Source organism: Streptomyces sp. NPDC048197, assembly GCF_043202395.1.
Lineage (GTDB): Bacteria > Actinomycetota > Actinomycetes > Streptomycetales > Streptomycetaceae > Streptomyces > Streptomyces siderophoricus.
In genome coordinates this window covers 187,278-206,738 of record NZ_JBIDAJ010000004.1, presented here as the reverse complement: position 1 = coordinate 206,738, position 19,461 = coordinate 187,278, and the positions used below count along the sequence as shown (strand labels likewise).

The following is a 19,461-nucleotide window of genomic DNA, read 5'->3' as shown; positions in this document are numbered from 1 at the left end:
CCTCATGAATTCACTACAGTTCACCGTAGAAAAGACGTCGAACGGCGTCGTCGAACGCGACTTCACCATCGGCGAGATCCCCGGCGTGCTCTGGTCGCCCGCATCCGGCGCCGAGCGCGCGCCCCTGGTACTGCTGGGCCACGGCGGCGGCACGCACAAGAAATGGCCGGCGATGACGGGTCGCGCACACCTCCTCGTGACCCGCTGCGGCTTCCACGTCGCCTGCATCGACGCGCCCGGTCACGGCGACCGGCCGCGCACCGCGCACGACGAGCAAGAGATCGCCGCGATGCTGGCGACGCGGGCGGCGGGCGAGCCGGAAGGCCCCATTGTCATCCGCTACAACGCCCACCTGGCGGAGCGTGCCGTGCCCGAGTGGCAGGCGACCCTGGACGCCCTCCAGGACCTTCCGGAAATCGGGGCCGAAGGACCGGTCGGTTATTTCGGTCTCAACATGGGCACCGCGATAGGGGTGCCGTTCGTGGCGGCCGATCCCAGGATCACCGCCGCGGTCTTCGGCCTCCACTGGCCCGATGCCCTGGCCGGGACGGCGAAGCAGATCACCGTCCCGATCGAGTTCGCCATGCAGTGGGACGACGAGCACATCCCGCGCGCGTCAGGTCTGGCACTGTTCGACGCCTTCGCCTCGACGGAGAAGACGCTGCACGTCAACCCGGGCAAGCACAAGGAACTGCCCAGGTTCGAGGCCGACAGCGCGGTCCGGTTCTTCGCCCGGCACCTCGGCCGAGCGGTGACTTCGGCGGCCTGAGGTGAGCGGTATCGGCGTCCGGCCCGGCGGCCGGGCGCCGATACCGGCCCCCGTAGGGCAGTTGACAGCCCGAACACCGCACGTCAGAGTCCCGGCGTGAGCCAGACCAACGATCTGACGCCGCCCGAGGAACGTATCTGGCGGGCCTTTCCGCGCGGCGAGTCCGTCGACTTCCGTGCCGACGAGAACGAGGATCCGGCCCTCGGCGACACCTGGGGCGCCGAGCGGACCGTACGGGCCAGCGTGCTGCGGGCGCTGCTGCTCAAGGCTCCGCGGGAGGACGGGGAGATACCCGCGCTCAAGATCAAGGGGGCGCGGATCACCGGCATACTGGACCTGAAGTACGCCACGATCGACGCCGCCGTCCGGCTGAGCCACTGCCACTTCGACGGCGTTCCCGACCTGTACGGAGCCCAGCTGCGGCAGCTCAATCTGAGCAGGTCCGTGCTGCCGGGCCTGACCTCGGCGGCCTTGCGGGTCGAGGGCGTCCTGCGGATGACGGGCTGCCGTATGCGGGGGCCGGTGCGGCTCGGTGGGGTGCAGATCACCGGGGCGCTGTTCATGGAGCGGGCGGAATTCACCGCGCCGGACGACGCCGAACCTGTCCTGCAGCTCAACCAGGCCACGATCGGGGACGACTTGTGGGCGCCGGAGATGCGCGCGCACGGACAGGTGCGGCTCACCGGCGCCGCCGTCGCCGGGCGGATCAACCTGCAGGACGCCGAGTTCACCACCCCCGACGGCACCGCGCTGGACGCGCAGAACCTCAACGTGGCAGGCCATGTACGGGCGCGGTGTCTACGCGCGCAGGGCCGGGTCGAGCTCCGCGGCTCCCGCATCTCGGGCCGTCTCGACCTGCTCCACGCCCACCTGTCGCATCCCGGTGACACGGCACTGCGGGCGAGCAGTTGCGTCATCGGTGAACTCTGGCTGCGCAGGGGCGACCGCATCGAGGGCGCCCTGAACCTACGGCGTTCTCAGATAGAGATCCTGACGCTGGAACCGGAGATGCTGCCGGACCAGGTGTTTCTCAGCAATCTCAGGTACACCGTCCTCGCCCCGCACGAGCCCGCCGAACGCCGACTTCCGATGCTGGAACGGGACGGTGAGCCGTACGACCCGCACGGCTACGAACAGTTGATGGCCGCCTACCGCCACGTCGGTGACGATGACGCGGCCCGGCTCGTCCAATTCGCCAAGCAGCGCCGCCGACGCACCACGCTCATCTGGTACGGACGGCTGTGGGGATACGTCCAGGACGCCACCGTCGGCTACGGCTTCCGCCCGTTGCGCGCGGCGGTCTGGCTGCTGTCCCTCATGGCCATCGGATCGATCGCGTACGGCCTGGACCATCCACGCCCCGTCAAGGTGGACGAGGCCCCCGACTTCAACCCCGTCTTCTACACCCTCGACCTGCTCCTGCCGATCATCAACTTCGGCCAGGAGTCGGCGTTCGCCCCTGCCGGCTGGCACCAGTGGCTGTCGTACGCCCTGATCATCACCGGATGGATCCTGGCGACGACGATCGTCGCAGGCGTGACCCGCACGGTCAGCCGCCAATGACCCTCATCGGCCGGGGTGCCTCAGCAATCCGGCGCTTCCCGCTCGCGGTTCAGCGCACCGGTGCACTTTCCTGAGCCCACGTCGACAGCAGGTGGAGGGCGGTCTGCGAGGGGGAGCCCTCCTCGACCGTGTGGGCGATCAGGGCCTGGTCCGGATCACCGGTCAGGCGCAGGGTCTCGAAGCCGAGGTCCAGCTTGCCGACCACGGGGTGAAGGTAGGTGTACCGCCCGTGGGTCTTGTCCTTGAGCTGGTGCTCCGCCCACGCTTCCCGGAACTCGGCGCTGGCGGCGGAGAGTTCGTCCAGCAGGCCCACCGTGCGCGGGTCATCGGGATGGCGTCCGGCATCGAGCCTGAGGTAGGCGGCCACATGGCTGGCCTTGCCGCGCCAGTCGGCGTACAGGCTGCGCATCCCCTCGTCCAGGAACACCAGGCGGGCCAGGTTCTGCTGCCGCGGTGGCAGGGCCCCGAAATCGGTGATCAGCGCTGCGGCAAGGCGGTTCCAGGCCAGGACCTCGGTGTTCCGGCCGACGATGTGGGCCGGCACGTCGCCTGCCGAATCCAGCAACCGGCGCAGCCCGGGCCGGACCTGCTGGGGCTGGACGGCCGCTTCCGTACGGTCCGGTGCGGACCAGGGGCGGGCCAGCCGGTAGAGGTGGGGAGTACTGGCAGGTCATGGCCGATCTGAAGGCCGAGGGCAAGGTCCGCGCGATCGGACTGTCCAACCACTCGCCCGAGCAGCTTCAGGCAGCCGAACAGATCGCCCACGTCGACGTCATCCAACCGCCGTTCTCGGCCATCAACCGCTCGGCCGCACCCGAGATTGCCTGGGCCCGCGCCCACGACACCGGCGTGATCGTCTACTCCCCGCTCCAGTCCGGGCTGCCCACCGGCGCTTTTTCCGCCGAGCGTGCCGCGAACCTGGCTGCCGACGACTGGCGCTCCGCCCACCACGACTTCACCACCGGGCTGGCAGCCAACCTCCGTCTGGCCGACGCCCTCCGTCCCGTCGCCGAGCGGCACGGCGCCACGGTCGCCGAGGTGGCCATCGCCTGGGTCCTGGCCTGGCCCCGTATCACCGGCGCCATTGTCGGTGCCCGCAAGCCCGGCCAGGTCGACGGCTGGGTCGGGGCAGGCGCCGTGCGTCTGTCCCGGGCCGACCTCGACGAGATCACCGACGCGATCACCCGCTCCGGTGCGGGAACCGGCCCCGCCCGACCGTAACCGTCCACCGCACGCAAGGAGACAACCCACCATGTCCCTCATCGTCGTCGCCGAGTGCCTGGCCGAACCCGGCCAGGAGGACCGACTGCGCACCGCCTTGGAAGCAATGATCGAACCCTCCTTGGAGGAACCCGGCTGCCTGGCCTACCGGCCCTACACCGACCTCAACCAGCCCGCACGCATGGTGATCGTCGAGGAATGGACGGGCCCCAGGCCCTCGCCGAACACTTCGCCACCCCGCACTTCCACCACGTGAAGCAAGTGCTGGACCTCATCCTCGCCGAGCCGATGAGCCTCCGGAAGCTGACCACCGCCGCTGGCGAGTGACCCGCGCTCACCCCCATCACGCCCCTCACCCCCACCACCCCATCACCCGGCGGCCCCCTCCTCGGCCTCGTCCTCCTCCTCGGCCTGGTCCATGTCCATGCGACGGAACTCCTCATACACAGCCGTCCCCGGCTCCGCCACGTACACCTCGAAGCCCGACCAGTCGGTGTCGTGGAACTCGCGGAAGAACAGGTTGGCGATGCTGTCGTTGATCTCGACACCGGTCACCTGGAGGGCCGGTATCCGGAACGGCTCTTCACGCGGCCAAGGCTCGTCGCCCTCGTCGTCCAGGTGGATGTCGATGCCGAGCAACGGAAGGTCGTCCGAGGCGAAGGTTTCGGCGTCGGCCAGATAGAGGTGGTCGTAAGGCAGGTCGTGGCCGCTGTAGGGAGCCGCAGCGAGCACCATGTCAGCAAGCAGGCCCCGGTACTTCTCCCTGTCGACCGGAGTGACGTACGAGACGGCACGGTCGTAGGCGCAGAGGTCCTCCGAGCCTTCCTCGTGCGTGACCGGCGTCTCCAGGGCCTGCAACAGCCGATCCCAGCCGGCGGGGTCGGTGAAGTCGGTCCGGAGAACGGGAGCGGCATCCGTGCGGGGCAGCTTCGGAATGTGATGAGGCTTCATGTGGTGGACCATAAGGCCGGGCACTGACAGTGCCGGGGCGCGCGACCAGGCCCGGCGCCGCCGCAGGGCGCGTGATGATCATTGTGATATCTTCGGCGTCGCCGTGCACCACTGCACATTCGAGGAGGTGAGTCCGATCAACACTGTGACGCGTCGGGACTCCCTCCTTCGCATGGCCTAGGGAGCGCCCGCACCAGGCATCCCGAAAGGCCTGAAACGCTGATGCGCTTCACCTCCCAGACGTCGTCGGACGGCGTCACCGAACAGTTCTTCACCCTCGACGAGATCCCCGGCGTGCTGTGGACGCCGGAAGCCGCCCGCGGTACTCGTCCCCGCCCCCTGATCCTGCTGGGTCACGGCGGCAGGCAGCACAAGACCGCCCCTGGCACCGTGACTCGGGCCCGCCACTACGCCGCCGCGGGTTTCGCGGTCGTCGCGATCGACGCGCCCCACCACGGCGACCGGCCCAAGGACGAGGAGTTCGGCCGGATCGCGGCCGAGATGCGGGCCGGAATGGCCGCCGGTGAGGATCCGGGCACGCTGGTCGCCGGCATGCACAACTATCTGGCCGGTCAGGCCGTCGCGGACTGGCAGGCGGTCCTGACTGCGGTCCAGCGTCTCGACCAGGTCGGCGACGGCCCGGTGGGCTACTGCGGCATGTCGATGGGCTGCGGACTGGGCATCCCGCTCATCGCCGCGGAGCCGCGGATACGTGCCGCGGTGCTGGGCCTGCTCGGCGTGCACGGACTGGCCGAGGACGCCGCGCGGATCACCGTGCCGGTGCAGTTCCTGGTCCAGTGGGACGACCAGATGGTGCCGCGGGACCAGAGCCTGGCGTTGTTCGACGCCTTGGCCTCGGCCGAGAAGACGCTGCACGCGAACCCCGGCAAGCACGGCGAGGTGCCGTCGTTCGAAGTCGACGGCTCGCTGCGGTTCTTCGCACGGCACCTGAACTGACACGGGGTCGTAGTGCTCGACGCGCCGGCCGGAGCTCGTCCCCGGCCGGCGCGCCCGGCCGGCCGTTACCGTTCGCCATCACCAGCGGGGACCGCCATCACCAGCGTGGGCCGCCATCAGCAGCAGGGACCGCCATCACCGTTAGGGACCGCTGTCCCGGGCAGGAAGCACCCTCACTGATAGGGGCCGCCCCGGTAGAAGCTGCTCCCGCCCGAACGTGGCCGGTCGTCTCTGCGATGCGCGGCGTCGGAGCGCTCATCCGGCGCCGAGCGTGCGGCAAGAGCGCGCAACTTTCCCAATCCGGCCAGGACTTCGGGACGGTTGTCGGCCTGCTTCAGCCACACGGGGAGCCGGGGGAACATCGCCATCGTCGGCGAAGCGGTGTGTTGGCGCAGCACGGCGCCGACGTAGGCGGCCAGCTCCTCGATGTGCTCCTCGTTGTACGCCCACAGGATGTGCCCGACACAACGGGTCTGCAGCCACAGCGGCTGCCGGAAGAACGGATCCTCGGTGCCCCCGAGCGCCGCCCCTACGAGCGCGGCGCCCTGCACCTCGGCCTCCCATTCACCGGTGGCCCCGCATGCCGCGCACACGAGACGGCGCGGCATGAACATCAGCTCAGTGAAGTACCGAGGTGCCTCAAGGTCCGGCCTGAGTACGGCGATTGCGCGGCCTCCGCACCGCGGACACACCACCAGAATCCGGCCGGCGAACTGCGCCAGCCACCGTCCCGTATCGATATGACGTGCCGGACCGCTCGACTCAGACTTCATGCCGAGCACCATGGCACACCTCCCAGCAGTCCAGTCGGCCAGCCACTGCCCTCACGGTCAGGGCAGGTCAGGGAGGCAGGTCAGGTCAGCAGGTGGCCGGATCCGGGTATGCGTCCGGGGGCAGATTGCGGATCAGTTGTGTCCAGTGGTTGCGCCGGCTCAGTGCGCACAGGTGGGCGGCGGTGGCGTCCGTGTCGGTGTCCCACAGCCGTACGGATCCGTCGTCGCTTGCGGTGGCGAGGGTGCGGCCGGCGGGGCTGAAATCCACCTTGGTCACGGTGCCGGCATGCCCGGTGAGGACGGCCGTTGTCCGGTGGGTGGTCATGTCCCACAGGCGTACGGTCCTGTCGAGGCCGGCGGTGGCGAGGGCGTGTCCGTCGGGGCTGAAAGCGGCTGCGAGGACAGCGTCGGAGTGGCCCGTCAAGGTGGCGAAGGGGCGGCGGGAGGCCACGTCCCACAGGCGCACGACATGGTCGATGCCCGCCGTGAGGAGGTGGGTGCCGTCGGGGGAGAAGGCGGCGGTGAGGACGCCTTGGGTGCCGGTGGGCAGGGTGCCGGTGAGGCGTTGGGACGCCACGTCCCACAGCTCCACATCGCCGTTGTCGCCCACGCCGTTGCCGGTGACGGCCAGCGCGGCGATGCGCGCCGTGTGACTGGCCAATGCCGCCACCTGGCGGCCCGTTCGCACGTTCCACAGCCTTACCGTGTGGTCCGCGTGGGCGGTGGCCAGCATGCGCCCGTCAGATGGGACTGGGTGCGCTGGCCGGCACGGCACACGCCGGCGGCACGCACACCTCGTCGGCACCGACGGCAACCAAGTCGGTCGCCTCCGTCGCCCATGCGAACTGGTGGGACGGCCGCCAAGCCAACACCGCCTACAAGTACCGGCTGTTCACGCGGCCGAGCAGCACGGCCCCGGTCAAGGGCACCCTGCCCGCCAACCTCGAGGTCAAGATCCTCCGGCACGACCAGGCGACCCACTGGGACAAGATTCAGCTGTTCAAGAAGGTCGGCAAGCTGAAGAAGGGCACCACGGGGTACATCCACTGGGCGAACGACGACGCCCCGATCTGCCTGCCCCAGTACCCGCAGCCCTGCAACGCCTGGTGACGAACGCGTCACCGGCTGGGTGAAAGCCTGAACGGGCAGTTCGCCGCCCCCACACACACGGGGTGGCGAACTGCCCTCCTCCTATGCCTCCTCCTATGCCTCTTCTCGTGCCTCTTCCCGGAAGCATTGAGTACGTGCGCTCTTCGACTTGAGTAGGAACCACGGTGTCCGGGTGGCGCAGGCGAGCCAGGATGGCGGACATGACCGGACCCGATCCCCATATCACGGACACCCCCGTGGCGGCGACTGACCCGTTCGCACCGTCCACATCGGCAGTGCGCGTGTTCGCCGCCCTCGGCCTTCTGCTGCTCGTCGTTGCCTACGGGGCGTTCTTCATCATCGTGATGAATCAGGCCTACAGCGGCGACGGGGCAAGCGGGCCCCTGGTGGGTCTCGCCCAGGGGGCGATGGGCCTGTCCGCCGTCGTGGGGTTGTTGGCGCTTGCGCTGCCCAGCGATGGGATGAGCTACGCGGCGCGACGAGGAGCCGTGTGGCTGCAGTACGCGCTGGCGTTTGCCGGTCCTGTGCTGGCTGCTGTCGACTTCGCCTAGGGCCACGAACGGTCGGTGCCGGGAAGGGCCATGGACACGGGGGAGACCGGCCCTTCCCGGCACATACATCTTCAGTCGGGGACCCCTGTGGCCTCCAGGGCCGAACGGCCCGCCTGCGCCCCGCAACCGGCCCTCGGCGGCGGGGCGTTCGGCCCCCATTGCGGCCCCCATTGCGGCCCCCATTGCGGCCCCCATTGCGGCCCCCATTTCGGGGCCCATGGCGACCCCGTTGCAGTCCCCCTTACGGCACCCCGGTGCGAGCCCCTTGGGATGGCCGGTCGGCGACGGTGCCCGCCGGTGCTGCCGTGCTGATCACGTACGCTGCCGCGCAGACGTACGGGATCTTTGGAGCAGCACGGTCATGTCGGAATCGCAGGAGTACGCACCCGTCGCGAGCAGTCCGCACGGGCCCTGGCTCCACGAGCCGGACCGGATGCACAGCCTGCTCGACGCAGTGATGAGCCTGGGGCGGGGGCTCGAACTCCCGCAGGTGCTCAGGGGCATCGTGGAGGCGGCGGTCACCCTCACCGACGCGGAATACGGGGCGCTCGGCGTGGTCGGGGACGGTCAGCTGGCACAGTTCCTGCCCGTCGGGATGTCCGACGAGCTCATCGGGCTGATCGGCCGGACGCCGTGCGGCCGCGGCATCCTCGGTGAGCTGATCCGCAACCCGTCGCCGCTGCGGCTCACCGACCTCACCAGGCATCCGCACAGCTATGGGTTTCCGGCCAACCATCCGCCGATGCGGACCTTCCTCGGGGTGCCGGTCCGGGTCCGCGACGAGGTGTTCGGCAATCTCTACCTCACCGAGAAGCGGGGCGGCGGGTCGTTCGACGCGGATGACGAAGCCGTATTGACCACGCTGTCCACCGCGGCGGGAGTGGCGATCGACAACGCCCGCATGTACCACGAGAGCCGCCGCCGCGAACGGTGGCTGGAGGCGCTGGGCGAGATCACCCGCAGTCTGCTGTCCGGCACCGACGCCGACGAGGTGCTGCGACTGATCGCGGAGCGCGCGCAGGAGGTCGCCGGGGCGGACAGTGCGGCGGTCCTGCTGCCGGTATCCCCGCCCTCCCCCTTGCCCTCGTCCCCGCTCCCGTCCGCTCCTTCGCCCTCGGAGCCGTTCCCGCCCTTGCCCTCGTCCTCGTCTTCGTCCCCGCTCTCGTCCTCGTCTTCGTCCCCGCTCTCGTCCTCGTCCGTGGACCAGCTGACGGTGGCGGTGGCGTGTGGAATGGGCGTGAGCCGGATCCTTGGGTTGCCCGTGCCGGTTGACGGTTCGCTGCCTGGGGCGGCCGTCCGCAGCGGCCGGCCGGTGGTCAGCGCCGACCTGCGGGCCGACCCCCGGGCGTATCCGCTCGGCCGGGACGCTGCCGGGAACGGGGCGGTGAAGCCGTCCGTGGGGGAGGAAACGCCCGTGGCTGGGGAGGCTCCCGAGAGCGAGGAGACATCCAGAGGTGAGGCGGTGTCCAAGGGCGAGGAGCCGAACGGCGTCGCCCTGGGCGGGGAGCCCGTACAGGTGGACGGGCCGACGGTCGCCGTCCCGCTCCAGGTGGACACCGGCCGTGGTGCACTCCGGCTGAGCCGCCTGGCCGGGCGGCCCGCCTTCGACGAGGCCGAGGTCACCCTGATATCGGGCTTTGCCGACCAGGCCGTGATCGCTCTGGAACTCGCCCGCCGGCGGGCCGAGTCGGAAGAACTGACGGTCCTCCACGACCGTGACCGGATCGCCCGAGATCTGCACGACCTCGCCATTCAGCGGCTGTTCGCCACCGGCATCACGCTGCAGAGCGCGACCCGGCTGATCGACCGCCCGGAGGCCGCCGAGCGGGTCGGCCGCGCGGTCAACGACCTGGACACCACCATCAAAATCATCCGGTCCACCATCTTCGGACTGCGTACCACCGGGGAGGGCAAGGACGGCCGTGGTCTGCGCCGCGATCTGACCGAGACCGTGCAGCGGGCGGCCGGCCCCCTCGGCTTCACCCCGGCGCTGCGGATCGACGGCCCGGTGGACGCAGCGGTCCCCGATGACCTGACCGGCCACCTCGTGGCAGTGGCCGCCGAGGCCCTGAGCAATGCCGCCCGGCACGCCGAGGCCCGTCACCTGGATGTGCTGTTGTCGGTGACGGCGGGCACGGTGACGCTGGCGGTGACGGATGACGGGGTGGGGGTCGGCGACGCACCGCACACCGGAGGGCTGGCCAACATGCGGTCCCGAGCCGAGATGCACGGCGGCCGCCTGACCGTCGAACGGCCGGAGAGCGGCGGCACCCGTATCGTCTGGCGGGTACCGTTGCCCGACTGAGCCGATCCGTTCCCGCTGTCGGCCCGAATCGAGACGATCTGGCTTCGTTGCCGGACCGCCTAAGAGCCCCATTTCTGTCGTCCGGTGCCGCAGTTACGGTCGCGGTGCCCTCAGCCGTTCGACGACCATCGCCGCCTGGACCCGGCGGCCCACCCCCAGCTTGGAGAGGATCGCGGACACCCGGTTCTTGACCGTCTTCTCCGAAAGGAACAGCCGGTCGGCGATCTGGCGGTTCGTCAGCCCGAGGCCGATCAGGTCCAGCACCTCCCGTTCGCGCGGCGAGAGCCGGTCGAGGTTGGACGACTCCGACCCCGCCTCCGTCCCCGTCCCCGTCCCCGTCCCCGTCCCCGCCTCCGCGCCGGCCGACCGGCTCCGGCCCGGGGCGCGTAGTCGCTCCATCACTCGCTTCGCGGTACGCGGATCCAGCATCGACTGCCCCGCAGCGACCGTACGGACCGCGTGCACCAGCGCAGGGCCGTCGATCTGCTTGAGCACATAGCCGGCCGCCCCGGCCATGATGGCGTCGAACAGTGCCTCGTCGTCGTCGAAGGACGTCAGCATCAGGCAGGCAAGATCCGGGACGCGGGCCCGTAACTCCCGGCAGACTTCGATCCCTTCGTGGTCACTGCCGGGCCCGTCGGTGCCGCCCAGCCGGACGTCGAGGACGGCCACCTGCGGCCGGACCGCCGGCACCCGGGCGAGGGTCTGCCGGGCGTCCCCCGCCTCCCCGACGACCACGATGTCCTCCTCCGCCTCCAGCAGGTCCCGCACACCGCGACGGACGACCTCGTGGTCGTCGAGGATGAAGACGCGCAGCGGCGCGTCCGCGGCGCTGACGGGCGTGGCGGTCACAGGGGCGGGGGTGGCGTGGGCGGGCGTGGCGGCGACAGGGGTGGCGGTGACAGGGACCGTGTGGGCAGGCGTGGTGGGAGCAGGGTGAAGGGGCTGCTGGTTCATGCGCTCTCGCTCTGTGGTTCTCGCGGATCGGCGGGGCACGAGGGTCCCGACCACGAGGTTCGTCGGACCCGGCGACCGGCGCAAGGGCCGAACGGCCCTGGGGAGCGGGGCCCTTCGGGCACAGCACCGCGTTGCGATACTGACGCCCCCGTTCAGGAGGTCGGTCCCATGCCGCAGTCCTACCAGCCCACGCGCCCCGCTCCGTCCGCCCGTCTCTCTCAGCCCGCCCAGCCCGCCCAGTCCGCCCTGTCCGTCCCGTCCGCCCAGTCTGTCCGGTCCGTCCCGTCCGCCCCGTCCGGACGGTCAGCCCTAGGTGCCGTGGGTACCGTCGGCGGCGATTACCACGCCCTGCTCGCCCGGCACGACGCCATGCGGCTGCGGCGGCGCATCCTCGGTCAGGGCCGGTCGCCCGCGCAGGACTTAACGCCCGCCTCCTACGACGGTGCCGCGGACCAGCGGCTGATCACCCAGTACCTGGATCTGCTCACACCCTTCGGCGACCTGATCGCCCGCCTCTACGACGAAATGTTCGCCCGCTGGCCTTACTTGCGGTCGCTGTTCCCGGCGTCCATGGACTTCCAGCGTGCGCATCTGGCCCGCGCCTTCTGGTACTTGATCGAGAATCTGCACCGCCCCGGCGAGGTGGCCGCCTACTTCCGGCAGCTCGGCCATGACCACCGCAAGCTCGGGGTGCGTCCGGCGCACTACGAGGCGTTCGAGACCGCGCTGTGTGTGGCGCTCCGGCGCACCGCCGGGCCCCGCTGGGTCGAGGCGGTGGAGGAGGCGTGGGTGCGGATGGTGCGGTTCGCCGTGGCGTCGATGGTCGAGGGCGCCGACGCCGCACTCGCCGAACCCCCGTCCTGGCAGGGCACGGTGATCGCCCACGAGCGGCGCCGCCCGGACCTCGCGGTATTGCGGGTCCGACTGCATGAGCCGTACCCGTACCGGGCCGGCCAGTTCGCGGCGGTCGAGTCCCCGCTGAGGCCGCAGGCGTGGCGACACTATTCCTTCGCGTCGGCGCCGGGGCTCGACGGCGAGGTGGTCTTCCACGTCCGGCGGACCGGCCCCGGCGGGGTCAGTGAGGCGCTGGTCGACGGCACCCGGGTCGGCGACACCCTGCGCCTGGGCCGCGCGCACGGCACCATGACGCTCCAGGACGAGGACCGATCCCGCGATCTGCTGATGGTGGCGGGGGGCACCGGCTGGGCACCGATCAAGGCGCTGCTGGAGGAGTGGGCGGGCCGTCGCCGCGGAGCCGACGGTCTTCCGCCGCGCCCGGCCGGCCGGGTCCACCTCTTCGTGGGCGCGCGTAGTCGAGGCGAGCTCTATGACGCCGCGGAACTGAACCGATGGGCTGCTCGGTACGACCGGCTGCGGGTGGTGCGGGTGCTGGACGAGGACGCCGTCATGCCGGGCAGCGAAGGCTCGCTGGCCGGGTACGGCCCGACCCCGCACGAGGACGCCGTCCTGGGAAGCGCCGACCCATCGGCCGGGTACGGCCCGCTGGCCGAGGCGTTGGCGCGGGACGGGCAGTGGTCGCCTCACCTCGCCTTCGTCAGCGGTCCGCCGGCCATGGTCGGCGCCACGGTCGCGCGGCTGACCGCGGCCGGTATGCCGGCCGACCACATTCGCCACGACCCGGTGCCGGACCCGTTGGCCCCGCCGACCGGCCGCTGCGCGGCGTACCCGGCAGCTGCCGAGGGGCAGTGAGCGGAGCGGCAGACGGGCGGCGAGCGGAGCCCCAGAGGGACCGGTACTGGAGCGGCAGACGGAACGGTGACTGGAGCGCCGGGGCGACGCCAATCGGAGTGATGCCAACTGGAGCGGTGCCAACCGGGGTGATGCCAACTGGGCGCGGAGAGTCGCGCACTCCCGAGACGGGCCGAACGGCCCCTGGCGGGCGACTACCGGGAGCCTTCTACTGGCCGGCAGCCCCCTGCATCAGCAGCGTCAATAGGAGAGTGAGCACGCCGTGAACAACATCCCGGCCCGGCACACCGCCGGGACCGTCACCGACCCTGACTCCGGGCCAGCTGTCGCCTCCGCGGGGACTGTCACCGACCCCGCGGGAGCTGTCACCGACTCCGCGGGAGCTGTCACCGGCTCCGCGGGAGCTGTCACCGGCTCCGCGCTGCTGGCCTGGGCCGATCGCGAGGCGTCCCGCTGCAGCACGGAACTGGACCGCGCCGAGGCCCTCCGCCTGTTGGGCAGCGTGTCGCTGGGCCGGATCGTCTTCACCCAGGACGCATTGCCGGCCATCCGCCCCGTCAACCACCTCCTCCATCACGGCGAGGTGATCATCCGCACCCACGAAGGCGCGGCGCTGACCAGCCTGACCGAGCATGCGGAGGACGAGGGGGTGGTCGTCGCCTACGAGGCCGACGCCATCGACCCGGCCACGCACTGCGGCTGGAGCGTGGTGGTGACCGGCTACTGCCACCTTGTGACCGATCCCGACGACCTTGCGCACTACCAGGCGTTGCTGCACCCGTGGGCCGACCACCGGATGTCTTACGCGCTGCGAATCCGCCCGGACTTGGTCACGGGGTTGCGACTGTCCCCGAAGACTTGACCGGCCGATGCCGGTACGGCCGGCGAGCCTGCCGTACCGGCGGTCGTCCACGAGGGCCAGACCTTGGGCTGGATGAGAAACCGAAAGCACCCGAACACCCCAAAGAATTCAGAGGACTCAAAGAACCCAAAAAATCCGGAGGACCCAAAGAATCCAAAGAATCCAAAGAAACCCCAACAATCCAACACGCTGAGGCTGGCGCGATCGCGGGGGTGGGGCTGGCCCGGTCAGCTGACGTGGTTGACGGGCCAGCTGGTCAGGGATTCCTGCTCGCCACAGTCCTTGGTGTCCTTGTCACCGCGGCATATGAAGACCGAGCCAGTGGTGGTGAAGGTGTAGCTGGCCAGGCTCAAGTCCACGGACTTGGTGCCCTTACCGCACAGGGTCGCCTGCTTGACAGGCGGCCGGGGAACCAGGTCATAGGTCCACTGGGTCCACACCGAGTAGCAGTCGTTACCGGTGTTCTTGAAGTCACCCTTGATGACGAGCTTGGAGAACACGGAACCGTCCTTGGGCTGCACCGACCTGGTGCCGGATGCCGTGGCCGTGCCGTACGTGGCCTTCCACGGGACGGGCGCGCCCGCCGCCTTGACGCCGGCTGCCGTCGCGGAGGACTGCCCCAGGGTAAGGAGGACAGCGGCGGAAGCCAGAACAGCGGCTCCCGACGTGAAAATGCGACTGGATTTCACTGAGTTTCCTTTCCAGAGTTGCCGAGACTTGCGCAGAGTTGTGCAGAGGTTGTCATCAGCAGTTGTGCGTCCTCGACAGGCCGAAATCGCGGCAGTGCAGGGGAACTGGTGACGGATACCGTTGTGCTCACCGGGGAAGGTTGGGAAGGTGTCGCCATCCTCGTACCAGAAGTGGCCGTATGCCCGTCGGTACCTATCGGTACTCGCCGAAACCTGCTGCCACCGCATTCGATCTGCTCATCGAGCCGAGGCGAACGGCGTTGAATTCCGGGTGCATTCCTTGGTGCTTGAGGTTGGCCACTCGCCTTCCCGTGGAGGGTTGGCCATATCGATCACCATGAAAGCGGCGACGGTGGTTGCCTGTATCCCGTGCTGAGCTACCCAACGTGGAATTCCCCCCTGCTGTGATGCTGCACTGCACCCCGCCACCCGTCGAACGAGTGCACTCGTTTCTAGCACGGGAAGCGGATGCTAAAGAAAGGCATTATTTGGGTGGTTGAGCGTTCGCCGACTGGAGGCGAGCGCATGCGGGGAGCGAGATCCCCGCCTGCCACCTGCCCGTGTTGGTCTTCACCCGGCTCGGCCATCCCTGAGAGACGTCAGGGTTCGATCAGCCTGCAGGACGACGGTCGACGCGACCGTGGTCTGACGATCTCGCCAAGCCTCGTCGCTACGTTCGGTCGTTGAGCAAAGATCCATTTCGGTATGCGAGAGGCACAGGTCGAGATGAACAGCGAACTCGCGGGTGCGGTGGGCGTGATGAACGAAAGGGGCGAGGTGGACGCGGTGGGGGCGGTGACCCGACGGTTAAGGATGAGGCGTCGCCGGCGAACGCATACCGGGGCGGTCTTCGGTGCGGTGGTGATGGTCGGGATGGCCGCGGTCATGAGCACGGCCGGTGCGGCACAGGCCATGTCGGGTGGCACACAGCTGCCGCAGCGCGGGGCGGCACCCTGGCTGGCGACGCTCGCGGTGAAGGGCGACGCCCCGTTGCTGAACCGCGCCTCGTGCGGCGGGGCACTCATCGCCCCGGACCGGGTGCTCACCGCCGCCCACTGCCTCGACGGCCAGGACTTCCGGCGGGCGGAGGTGCACATCGGCTCATCGGTTCTGTCACGCGACCCCGGCACGGTGCGGGACATCCGCGCGGTCACCCTGCATCCGCGGTACGAGCTGCTGCCCTCACCCGCCGATCCCCGTAACCCCGCTCTGTCGTCGGCGGCATCCGACCTGGCGGAGATCCGTCTCAGCGCCCCGGTACGCGGTGTCACGCCGCTCCGGATCGCCCCGCATCGGCCGCGCCCCGGTACCCACGTCTCGATCTTCAGTCACGGCACCACGGCGGCACCGGATCCTTCCCGGCCGGGCCAGGAAATCCGCGGTGATGTCCTGCGGCGCGGTGACCTCACCGTCCGCACCCATGCGCAATGCGCCGCCCAGACACCGGCTGTCGTGGACGAGGCATCGGTCTTCTGCGCCCGTGATGTGCCCGGTGGGCGGACGACCATGTGCTTCGGGGACAGCGGCAGCCCACTGGTCGTCCAGGGTCGGCGCGGCCCGGAACTGGCCGGGGTGTTCAGCTTCGCTGGCGAAACGGCAGGCAAGGTCTGCGGACAGCCGGCCGACGCCGGATTCGCCGATGTCCCGGCACTGATAGGAGAGTTGGGCTGACGGGAGGCCCTATCGTCCGGTCCACCTCGTCACGTCCCGCTCAGCACGCAGTCTCCGCACAGCCCACCGCCCGGCACACGGTAATACAGGCAGCAGCTGCGTCGTGAGAACGCCGGCACGGTGGGATCCAGGGTTCCGCAGTCGCGTAGTGGCGTGGTGTTGAGGAGGGAGGCGGTCAGTGCCACGGCTCGTTCTGCGGCTTCCCCGTGCCCCGTGCTGCGGCACCAGCCGTGCAGCACACGGAGGGTGCCGACCAGCGCCGAGGCGGCGTTGCCCCACAGCACCTTGGGGGAGATCGTGGTCGTGGCGCTGATGGCGTGGTGCAGCGGCACCAAATGATCGCGCAGGACCGCTGCCCGTAGCCGGCTTGCGAGGTCTTCTACGGCAGGCAACGGCAGGGGAGAGCGGGAGGGGGAGAGGGAAGGACGGGGGCAGGGAGCAAGGGAAGGCCGGGGGCAGGGGGACAGAGAAGGACTGGGGAAGGGCAGCCAGAGGTCGTCGGGTGCGCTCCGGTCCGGATGCCACCACAGGGCGTCGCCGCCGAGGTCGGGGACGCGTCCGGCCAGCACCGCCGGTCCGAGAGCGATCGACCACAGGCGCCCGGCGAGTCCCTGATGGACGAGGGACGCGGCGACCCGTGCCTCTGCTGTGCCGAGCCGCGTGGCCACCGTCTCCAGGCGATTGCGCAGTGCCGGTGAGACGCCCTCTCCGTACAGCTCCGCAAGGGGAAGAAAGCCCTGATCGCGTGGTGCTCCGGCGCTGGTCCGTACGGAGAAGAACGGCCCCACGGCGGCGGCGCGGCCGAGCACTGCGGTCATCGGCTCCTGGGGCACCTGTCCTCCTCGCTTCTCGCTCAGGCTGGGTTGCCCGGCCCGGATCGTAATGGCCGGGCCGGATCGCGTGTCACACCGGGCGGCGCACGGCGATGGGATCCGGTAGCCGCACACGGGTGGCCGGCCCGTGATCGACATTGCCCGGTGCGCTCGCCCCCCAACGCGGCCAGTAGGCCACCAGGGCCTGTGGTGAAGTGACAGGGGCAGTCGCCGTTGAAGACGAGGTACCGGTGAGCCCTACGCTCGACTTGGGCAGGCAGGGCCAGGATTTCGTACGCTGCCTCGGCAGTTGGTCCGTCCGCCAAGACCGGAGTTCCGGGACAAGAACTTTGAGCTGCGACCGGTTGAAGACGGTGTCGTCATGAGGGCCGACGCATCCGAGCAGGGGCAGATTCTGGCTCGCCGACCGTCCGCATAGGGCGGCGATGGCGGGATGCACGCACGTGGCTTCGACCGCACCCGTGAATGTCCGTACCTCGACGCCGATCCCCACGAGTGCACGGAGGGCGCAGGGCCGCCGGGACCCGCCCCCCGGCTGGGCGGACTGGCGGGAATGGGCCGCCAACCGGTGGCCGTCGTTCGCGTGACCGTTTGCGCCCAACACGGTGTGACTCGGCTCTGGGAGCGGGGCCCTCGGTCAGCCATGGGCGCAGCCTGGAAACTCGACAATGCAGCCGTGCCGAGCGCAGCCGTGCCAGCCCGTGAAGATCCGGAGGTCCGCTGGACAGGCCCTAGGTCGGACGCAGCAGCGTCCGCCAGTTTTCGGGCGGCGGAGCGGGCGGAGCGGCGGAACAGCAGAGCGGCAAGGTATCGACACATCGACACAGGGGCCGATTTTCGCCGTTCCCGCAGTGCTCACTCGGAGTGCGGCCGCCTGGGCGCGGCCGGTCACTACAGCGTGTCGTTCGCCGGCGGTCGCTGCCCCGAGTGCGTGGCAGTCGCCCCGGCTGCCACGGTTTCAGCCGCGGTCTACCGGGCGGCCTTCCGCGCTCACCGGGTAGCCTTACGGCCAAGATCACGCCATCGGGGGAGGCGGTTCGACGTGCGGGCTGTCCTCCAGCATCGGGAGGGGACAGCGCATGAGGCAGAGGCTGGCAAAGGTGGCCGTCGCCGTCATCGCCACCGGATCGCTCGCAGCGTGCGGAGGTGGAGGGTCGAAAGGCGCGCCGGAAGCCTCCGGCGGCGGTAAGAAGCCGTCCGCGCACGCCTCGGAGTCGGCGCCGGCGCCGTCGCTCAGGCTCAAGGTCCCTGCCACGTACGACACTTCACACGGCTGGCAGCTCTCCGGACGTCAGGTCGGAACGTACGCTCTGCTGCCGAAGGCGGGCGCGGTGGCCGTGATGACCGGTACGAAGTCCGGCTACCGGGTGACCGTTCGTGACGCGGTGACGGGTGAGGTCCGCTGGACCGGCAAAACCTTCAAGGACCTGGCCGAGGGCGAGGCACCGGGGATATTCGTGTCCACCGTCGGGGGCAAGGAATACCTGGTCACGTGGTCTCGCGGGGAGAAGGGCGGGGACGCGGTCGCCAAGGCAAAGCTGGTCTATGCCGTGGACGTCTATTCCGTGGACGGCTCGGGCGGCGCGGTCGCCCCCGCCCGCCACATCGAGGTCCCGGCCAGCGACTACGGCAACGGCCGGATCACCGACGGAGGGGAGCGCCTGCTGATACCCGAGACGGACAAGCACATCGGCGCCCTCGACGTGACCACGGGCAAAATCACCACCTACGACACCGGTTCGGTCAAGGCGCCCGACCACTGCTCGTCGTGTTCCTACGGCAACGAGATCGTCGCCCTCACACAGCACGACCCGGTGGTGTCCAACGAGGGCGCAGGCTCCTTCGGTGTCCCCGGCTCCTGGGACAGCAGCCGGATCGCCCCGGCACAGGCCGACCCCGCCACGGGTGCTGTGTGGCCGGGCACCGGCGGGAACCTCATCGCCCGCTGGGGGCAGAAGAACGGTGGCGACCACAACGTGTGGGCCGTCCTCGACAGCAAGACCGGTCAGGTCCGGGCGTCGGTGATGTGCGCCAAGCCGTTCATCGGGCCGGCCAGTGACCCTGACTCCGCCCTCTCCCCGAAGGGCCGTTACCTCGTTTCGGAACACCTTGCCTTCGACCTGGAGTCGAAGAAGGGCTACTGCTTCGAGGAGAGCGACAGCCGCAAGCCTCTTACCTTCGACGCCGTCACCGACGACGGCATCGCCTACGGAACCTCACTCACCAAGGGCAGCCTGACCGGCACCAAGGCCCCCGTCCAGCTCTCCCTGGCCACGGGCGCCCCGAAGGCGCTCCCCGACAACTCCTCGGTCCCGATCGCCGACTTCGCGGGGGTCGGCATCTTCAGCCACGCGGAGGGCAACGTGCCGTACCTGATCGTCTACCGGCACAAGGGCTAGACGGTTCCGTTTACGTCAGTGGGCCAATGGTGCGGATGCGCTGTCGGGCCGGGGGGCTGTTGGCTCCGGGGTTGCTGTGGGTGTGCCGTCGCCTCCGGGGTGCTGTGGGCTCTGGGCGTGCCGTTGGCTTCCGAGGGCGT

General features: G+C 69.9%; 19 protein-coding genes. 12 read left to right on the top strand and 7 right to left on the bottom strand.

Going from position 1 to position 19,461, the window contains the following annotated elements:
- Positions 1–4 precede the first annotated feature (4 nt).
- Positions 5–769 carry an alpha/beta hydrolase family protein gene (locus tag ACGF4C_RS08085; RefSeq protein WP_393564255.1) on the top strand — a complete coding sequence of 255 codons (765 nt, stop codon included), beginning with the start codon at positions 5–7 and terminating at the stop codon, positions 767–769.
- A gap of 96 nt (positions 770–865) precedes the next feature.
- Positions 866–2,332, top strand: a complete 1,467-nt coding sequence (locus ACGF4C_RS08080) for a membrane-associated oxidoreductase (protein WP_393564253.1) — start codon at positions 866–868, stop codon at positions 2,330–2,332.
- A 49-nt stretch (positions 2,333–2,381) separates the two neighbouring features.
- On the opposite strand, the gene ACGF4C_RS08075 is transcribed toward ACGF4C_RS08080, so the two are convergent.
- Positions 2,382–2,906 carry a hypothetical protein gene (locus tag ACGF4C_RS08075; RefSeq protein ID WP_393564519.1) on the bottom strand — a complete coding sequence of 175 codons (525 nt, stop codon included), beginning with the start codon at positions 2,904–2,906 and terminating at the stop codon, positions 2,382–2,384.
- A gap of 47 nt (positions 2,907–2,953) precedes the next feature.
- On the opposite strand from ACGF4C_RS08075, the gene ACGF4C_RS08070 reads away from it, so the two are divergent.
- A complete protein-coding gene (locus tag ACGF4C_RS08070) occupies positions 2,954–3,553 on the top strand; it encodes an aldo/keto reductase (RefSeq protein ID WP_393564251.1) in 600 nt (199 codons plus the stop codon).
- Positions 3,554–3,584: 31 nt separating this feature from the next.
- A complete protein-coding gene (locus tag ACGF4C_RS08065) occupies positions 3,585–3,809 on the top strand; it encodes a putative quinol monooxygenase (protein WP_393564249.1) in 225 nt (74 codons plus the stop codon).
- A gap of 113 nt (positions 3,810–3,922) precedes the next feature.
- On the opposite strand, the gene ACGF4C_RS08060 is transcribed toward ACGF4C_RS08065, so the two are convergent.
- On the bottom strand, positions 3,923–4,504 hold the full coding sequence (locus ACGF4C_RS08060; protein ID WP_393564247.1) for a DUF6924 domain-containing protein: 582 nt from the start codon (positions 4,502–4,504) through the stop codon (positions 3,923–3,925).
- 222 nt (positions 4,505–4,726) lie between these two features.
- Between ACGF4C_RS08060 and ACGF4C_RS08055 the strand changes: the two genes are divergently transcribed.
- Entirely contained in the window at positions 4,727–5,461 is a 735-nt protein-coding gene (locus ACGF4C_RS08055) for a dienelactone hydrolase family protein (protein ID WP_393564246.1), read from the top strand.
- Between the two features lie 173 nt (positions 5,462–5,634).
- On the opposite strand, the gene ACGF4C_RS08050 is transcribed toward ACGF4C_RS08055, so the two are convergent.
- Together ACGF4C_RS08050 and ACGF4C_RS08045 are read right to left on the bottom strand one after the other, a co-directional pair.
- Positions 5,635–6,246: a hypothetical protein gene (locus ACGF4C_RS08050; protein ID WP_393564244.1), complete on the bottom strand. Its 612-nt coding sequence runs from the start codon at positions 6,244–6,246 to the stop codon at positions 5,635–5,637.
- Between the two features lie 73 nt (positions 6,247–6,319).
- Positions 6,320–6,895, bottom strand: a complete 576-nt coding sequence (locus ACGF4C_RS08045; protein WP_393564518.1) for a WD40 repeat domain-containing protein — start codon at positions 6,893–6,895, stop codon at positions 6,320–6,322.
- Between the two features lie 83 nt (positions 6,896–6,978).
- Between ACGF4C_RS08045 and ACGF4C_RS08040 the strand changes: the two genes are divergently transcribed.
- The 3 genes from ACGF4C_RS08040 to ACGF4C_RS08030 all read left to right on the top strand — a co-directional run bounded on the left by ACGF4C_RS08040 (position 6,979) and on the right by ACGF4C_RS08030 (position 10,200).
- Complete coding sequence (locus ACGF4C_RS08040) at positions 6,979–7,344, top strand: SH3 domain-containing protein (RefSeq protein WP_393564242.1); 366 nt, start codon at positions 6,979–6,981, stop codon at positions 7,342–7,344.
- A gap of 200 nt (positions 7,345–7,544) precedes the next feature.
- Positions 7,545–7,895, top strand: a complete 351-nt coding sequence (locus tag ACGF4C_RS08035) for a hypothetical protein (RefSeq protein ID WP_393564240.1) — start codon at positions 7,545–7,547, stop codon at positions 7,893–7,895.
- A gap of 433 nt (positions 7,896–8,328) precedes the next feature.
- Positions 8,329–10,200: a GAF domain-containing protein gene (locus ACGF4C_RS08030; protein WP_393564516.1), complete on the top strand. Its 1,872-nt coding sequence runs from the start codon at positions 8,329–8,331 to the stop codon at positions 10,198–10,200.
- Between the two features lie 93 nt (positions 10,201–10,293).
- Here ACGF4C_RS08030 and ACGF4C_RS08025 read toward each other — a convergent pair whose 3' ends face one another.
- Positions 10,294–11,052 carry a response regulator gene (locus tag ACGF4C_RS08025; protein WP_393564238.1) on the bottom strand — a complete coding sequence of 253 codons (759 nt, stop codon included), beginning with the start codon at positions 11,050–11,052 and terminating at the stop codon, positions 10,294–10,296.
- Positions 11,053–11,475: 423 nt separating this feature from the next.
- Here ACGF4C_RS08025 and ACGF4C_RS08020 point away from each other — a divergent pair, with 423 nt between their 5' ends.
- Both ACGF4C_RS08020 and ACGF4C_RS08015 read left to right on the top strand, forming a co-directional pair.
- A complete protein-coding gene (locus ACGF4C_RS08020; protein WP_393564236.1) occupies positions 11,476–12,867 on the top strand; it encodes a globin domain-containing protein in 1,392 nt (463 codons plus the stop codon).
- A gap of 421 nt (positions 12,868–13,288) precedes the next feature.
- The gene (locus tag ACGF4C_RS08015) at positions 13,289–13,729 is read left to right on the top strand and encodes a pyridoxamine 5'-phosphate oxidase family protein (protein ID WP_393564514.1); all 441 of its coding nucleotides are present in this window, start codon (positions 13,289–13,291) and stop codon (positions 13,727–13,729) included.
- Positions 13,730–13,956: 227 nt separating this feature from the next.
- Here ACGF4C_RS08015 and ACGF4C_RS08010 read toward each other — a convergent pair whose 3' ends face one another.
- On the bottom strand, positions 13,957–14,229 hold the full coding sequence (locus ACGF4C_RS08010) for a hypothetical protein (protein ID WP_393564234.1): 273 nt from the start codon (positions 14,227–14,229) through the stop codon (positions 13,957–13,959).
- Between the two features lie 894 nt (positions 14,230–15,123).
- Here ACGF4C_RS08010 and ACGF4C_RS08005 point away from each other — a divergent pair.
- Positions 15,124–16,089, top strand: a complete 966-nt coding sequence (locus ACGF4C_RS08005; RefSeq protein ID WP_393564233.1) for a S1 family peptidase — start codon at positions 15,124–15,126, stop codon at positions 16,087–16,089.
- A 29-nt stretch (positions 16,090–16,118) separates the two neighbouring features.
- On the opposite strand, the gene ACGF4C_RS08000 is transcribed toward ACGF4C_RS08005, so the two are convergent.
- Positions 16,119–16,907 carry a (2Fe-2S)-binding protein gene (locus ACGF4C_RS08000; RefSeq protein WP_393564231.1) on the bottom strand — a complete coding sequence of 263 codons (789 nt, stop codon included), beginning with the start codon at positions 16,905–16,907 and terminating at the stop codon, positions 16,119–16,121.
- Positions 16,908–18,001: 1,094 nt separating this feature from the next.
- Here ACGF4C_RS08000 and ACGF4C_RS07995 point away from each other — a divergent pair.
- Positions 18,002–19,321, top strand: a complete 1,320-nt coding sequence (locus tag ACGF4C_RS07995; protein ID WP_393564229.1) for a hypothetical protein — start codon at positions 18,002–18,004, stop codon at positions 19,319–19,321.
- Positions 19,322–19,461: the final 140 nt, after the last annotated feature.

Bases quoted from the DNA above. Each gene is read 5' to 3' on its own strand.
- ACGF4C_RS07995 (WP_393564229.1), top strand. From the start codon at position 18,002: ATGAGGCAGAGGCTGGCAAAGGTGGCCGTCGCCGTCATCGCCACCGGA.
- ACGF4C_RS08055 (WP_393564246.1), top strand. From the start codon at position 4,727: ATGCGCTTCACCTCCCAGACGTCGTCGGACGGCGTCACCGAACAGTTC.
- ACGF4C_RS08085 (WP_393564255.1), top strand. From the start codon at position 5: ATGAATTCACTACAGTTCACCGTAGAAAAGACGTCGAACGGCGTCGTC.
- ACGF4C_RS08050 (WP_393564244.1), bottom strand. From the start codon at position 6,246: ATGGTGCTCGGCATGAAGTCTGAGTCGAGCGGTCCGGCACGTCATATC.
- ACGF4C_RS08030 (WP_393564516.1), top strand. From the start codon at position 8,329: ATGCACAGCCTGCTCGACGCAGTGATGAGCCTGGGGCGGGGGCTCGAA.
- ACGF4C_RS08060 (WP_393564247.1), bottom strand. From the start codon at position 4,504: ATGAAGCCTCATCACATTCCGAAGCTGCCCCGCACGGATGCCGCTCCC.
- ACGF4C_RS08040 (WP_393564242.1), top strand. From the start codon at position 6,979: ATGGGACTGGGTGCGCTGGCCGGCACGGCACACGCCGGCGGCACGCAC.
- ACGF4C_RS08000 (WP_393564231.1), bottom strand. From the start codon at position 16,907: ATGACCGCAGTGCTCGGCCGCGCCGCCGCCGTGGGGCCGTTCTTCTCC.
- ACGF4C_RS08005 (WP_393564233.1), top strand. From the start codon at position 15,124: ATGCGAGAGGCACAGGTCGAGATGAACAGCGAACTCGCGGGTGCGGTG.
- ACGF4C_RS08065 (WP_393564249.1), top strand. From the start codon at position 3,585: ATGTCCCTCATCGTCGTCGCCGAGTGCCTGGCCGAACCCGGCCAGGAG.
- ACGF4C_RS08035 (WP_393564240.1), top strand. From the start codon at position 7,545: ATGACCGGACCCGATCCCCATATCACGGACACCCCCGTGGCGGCGACT.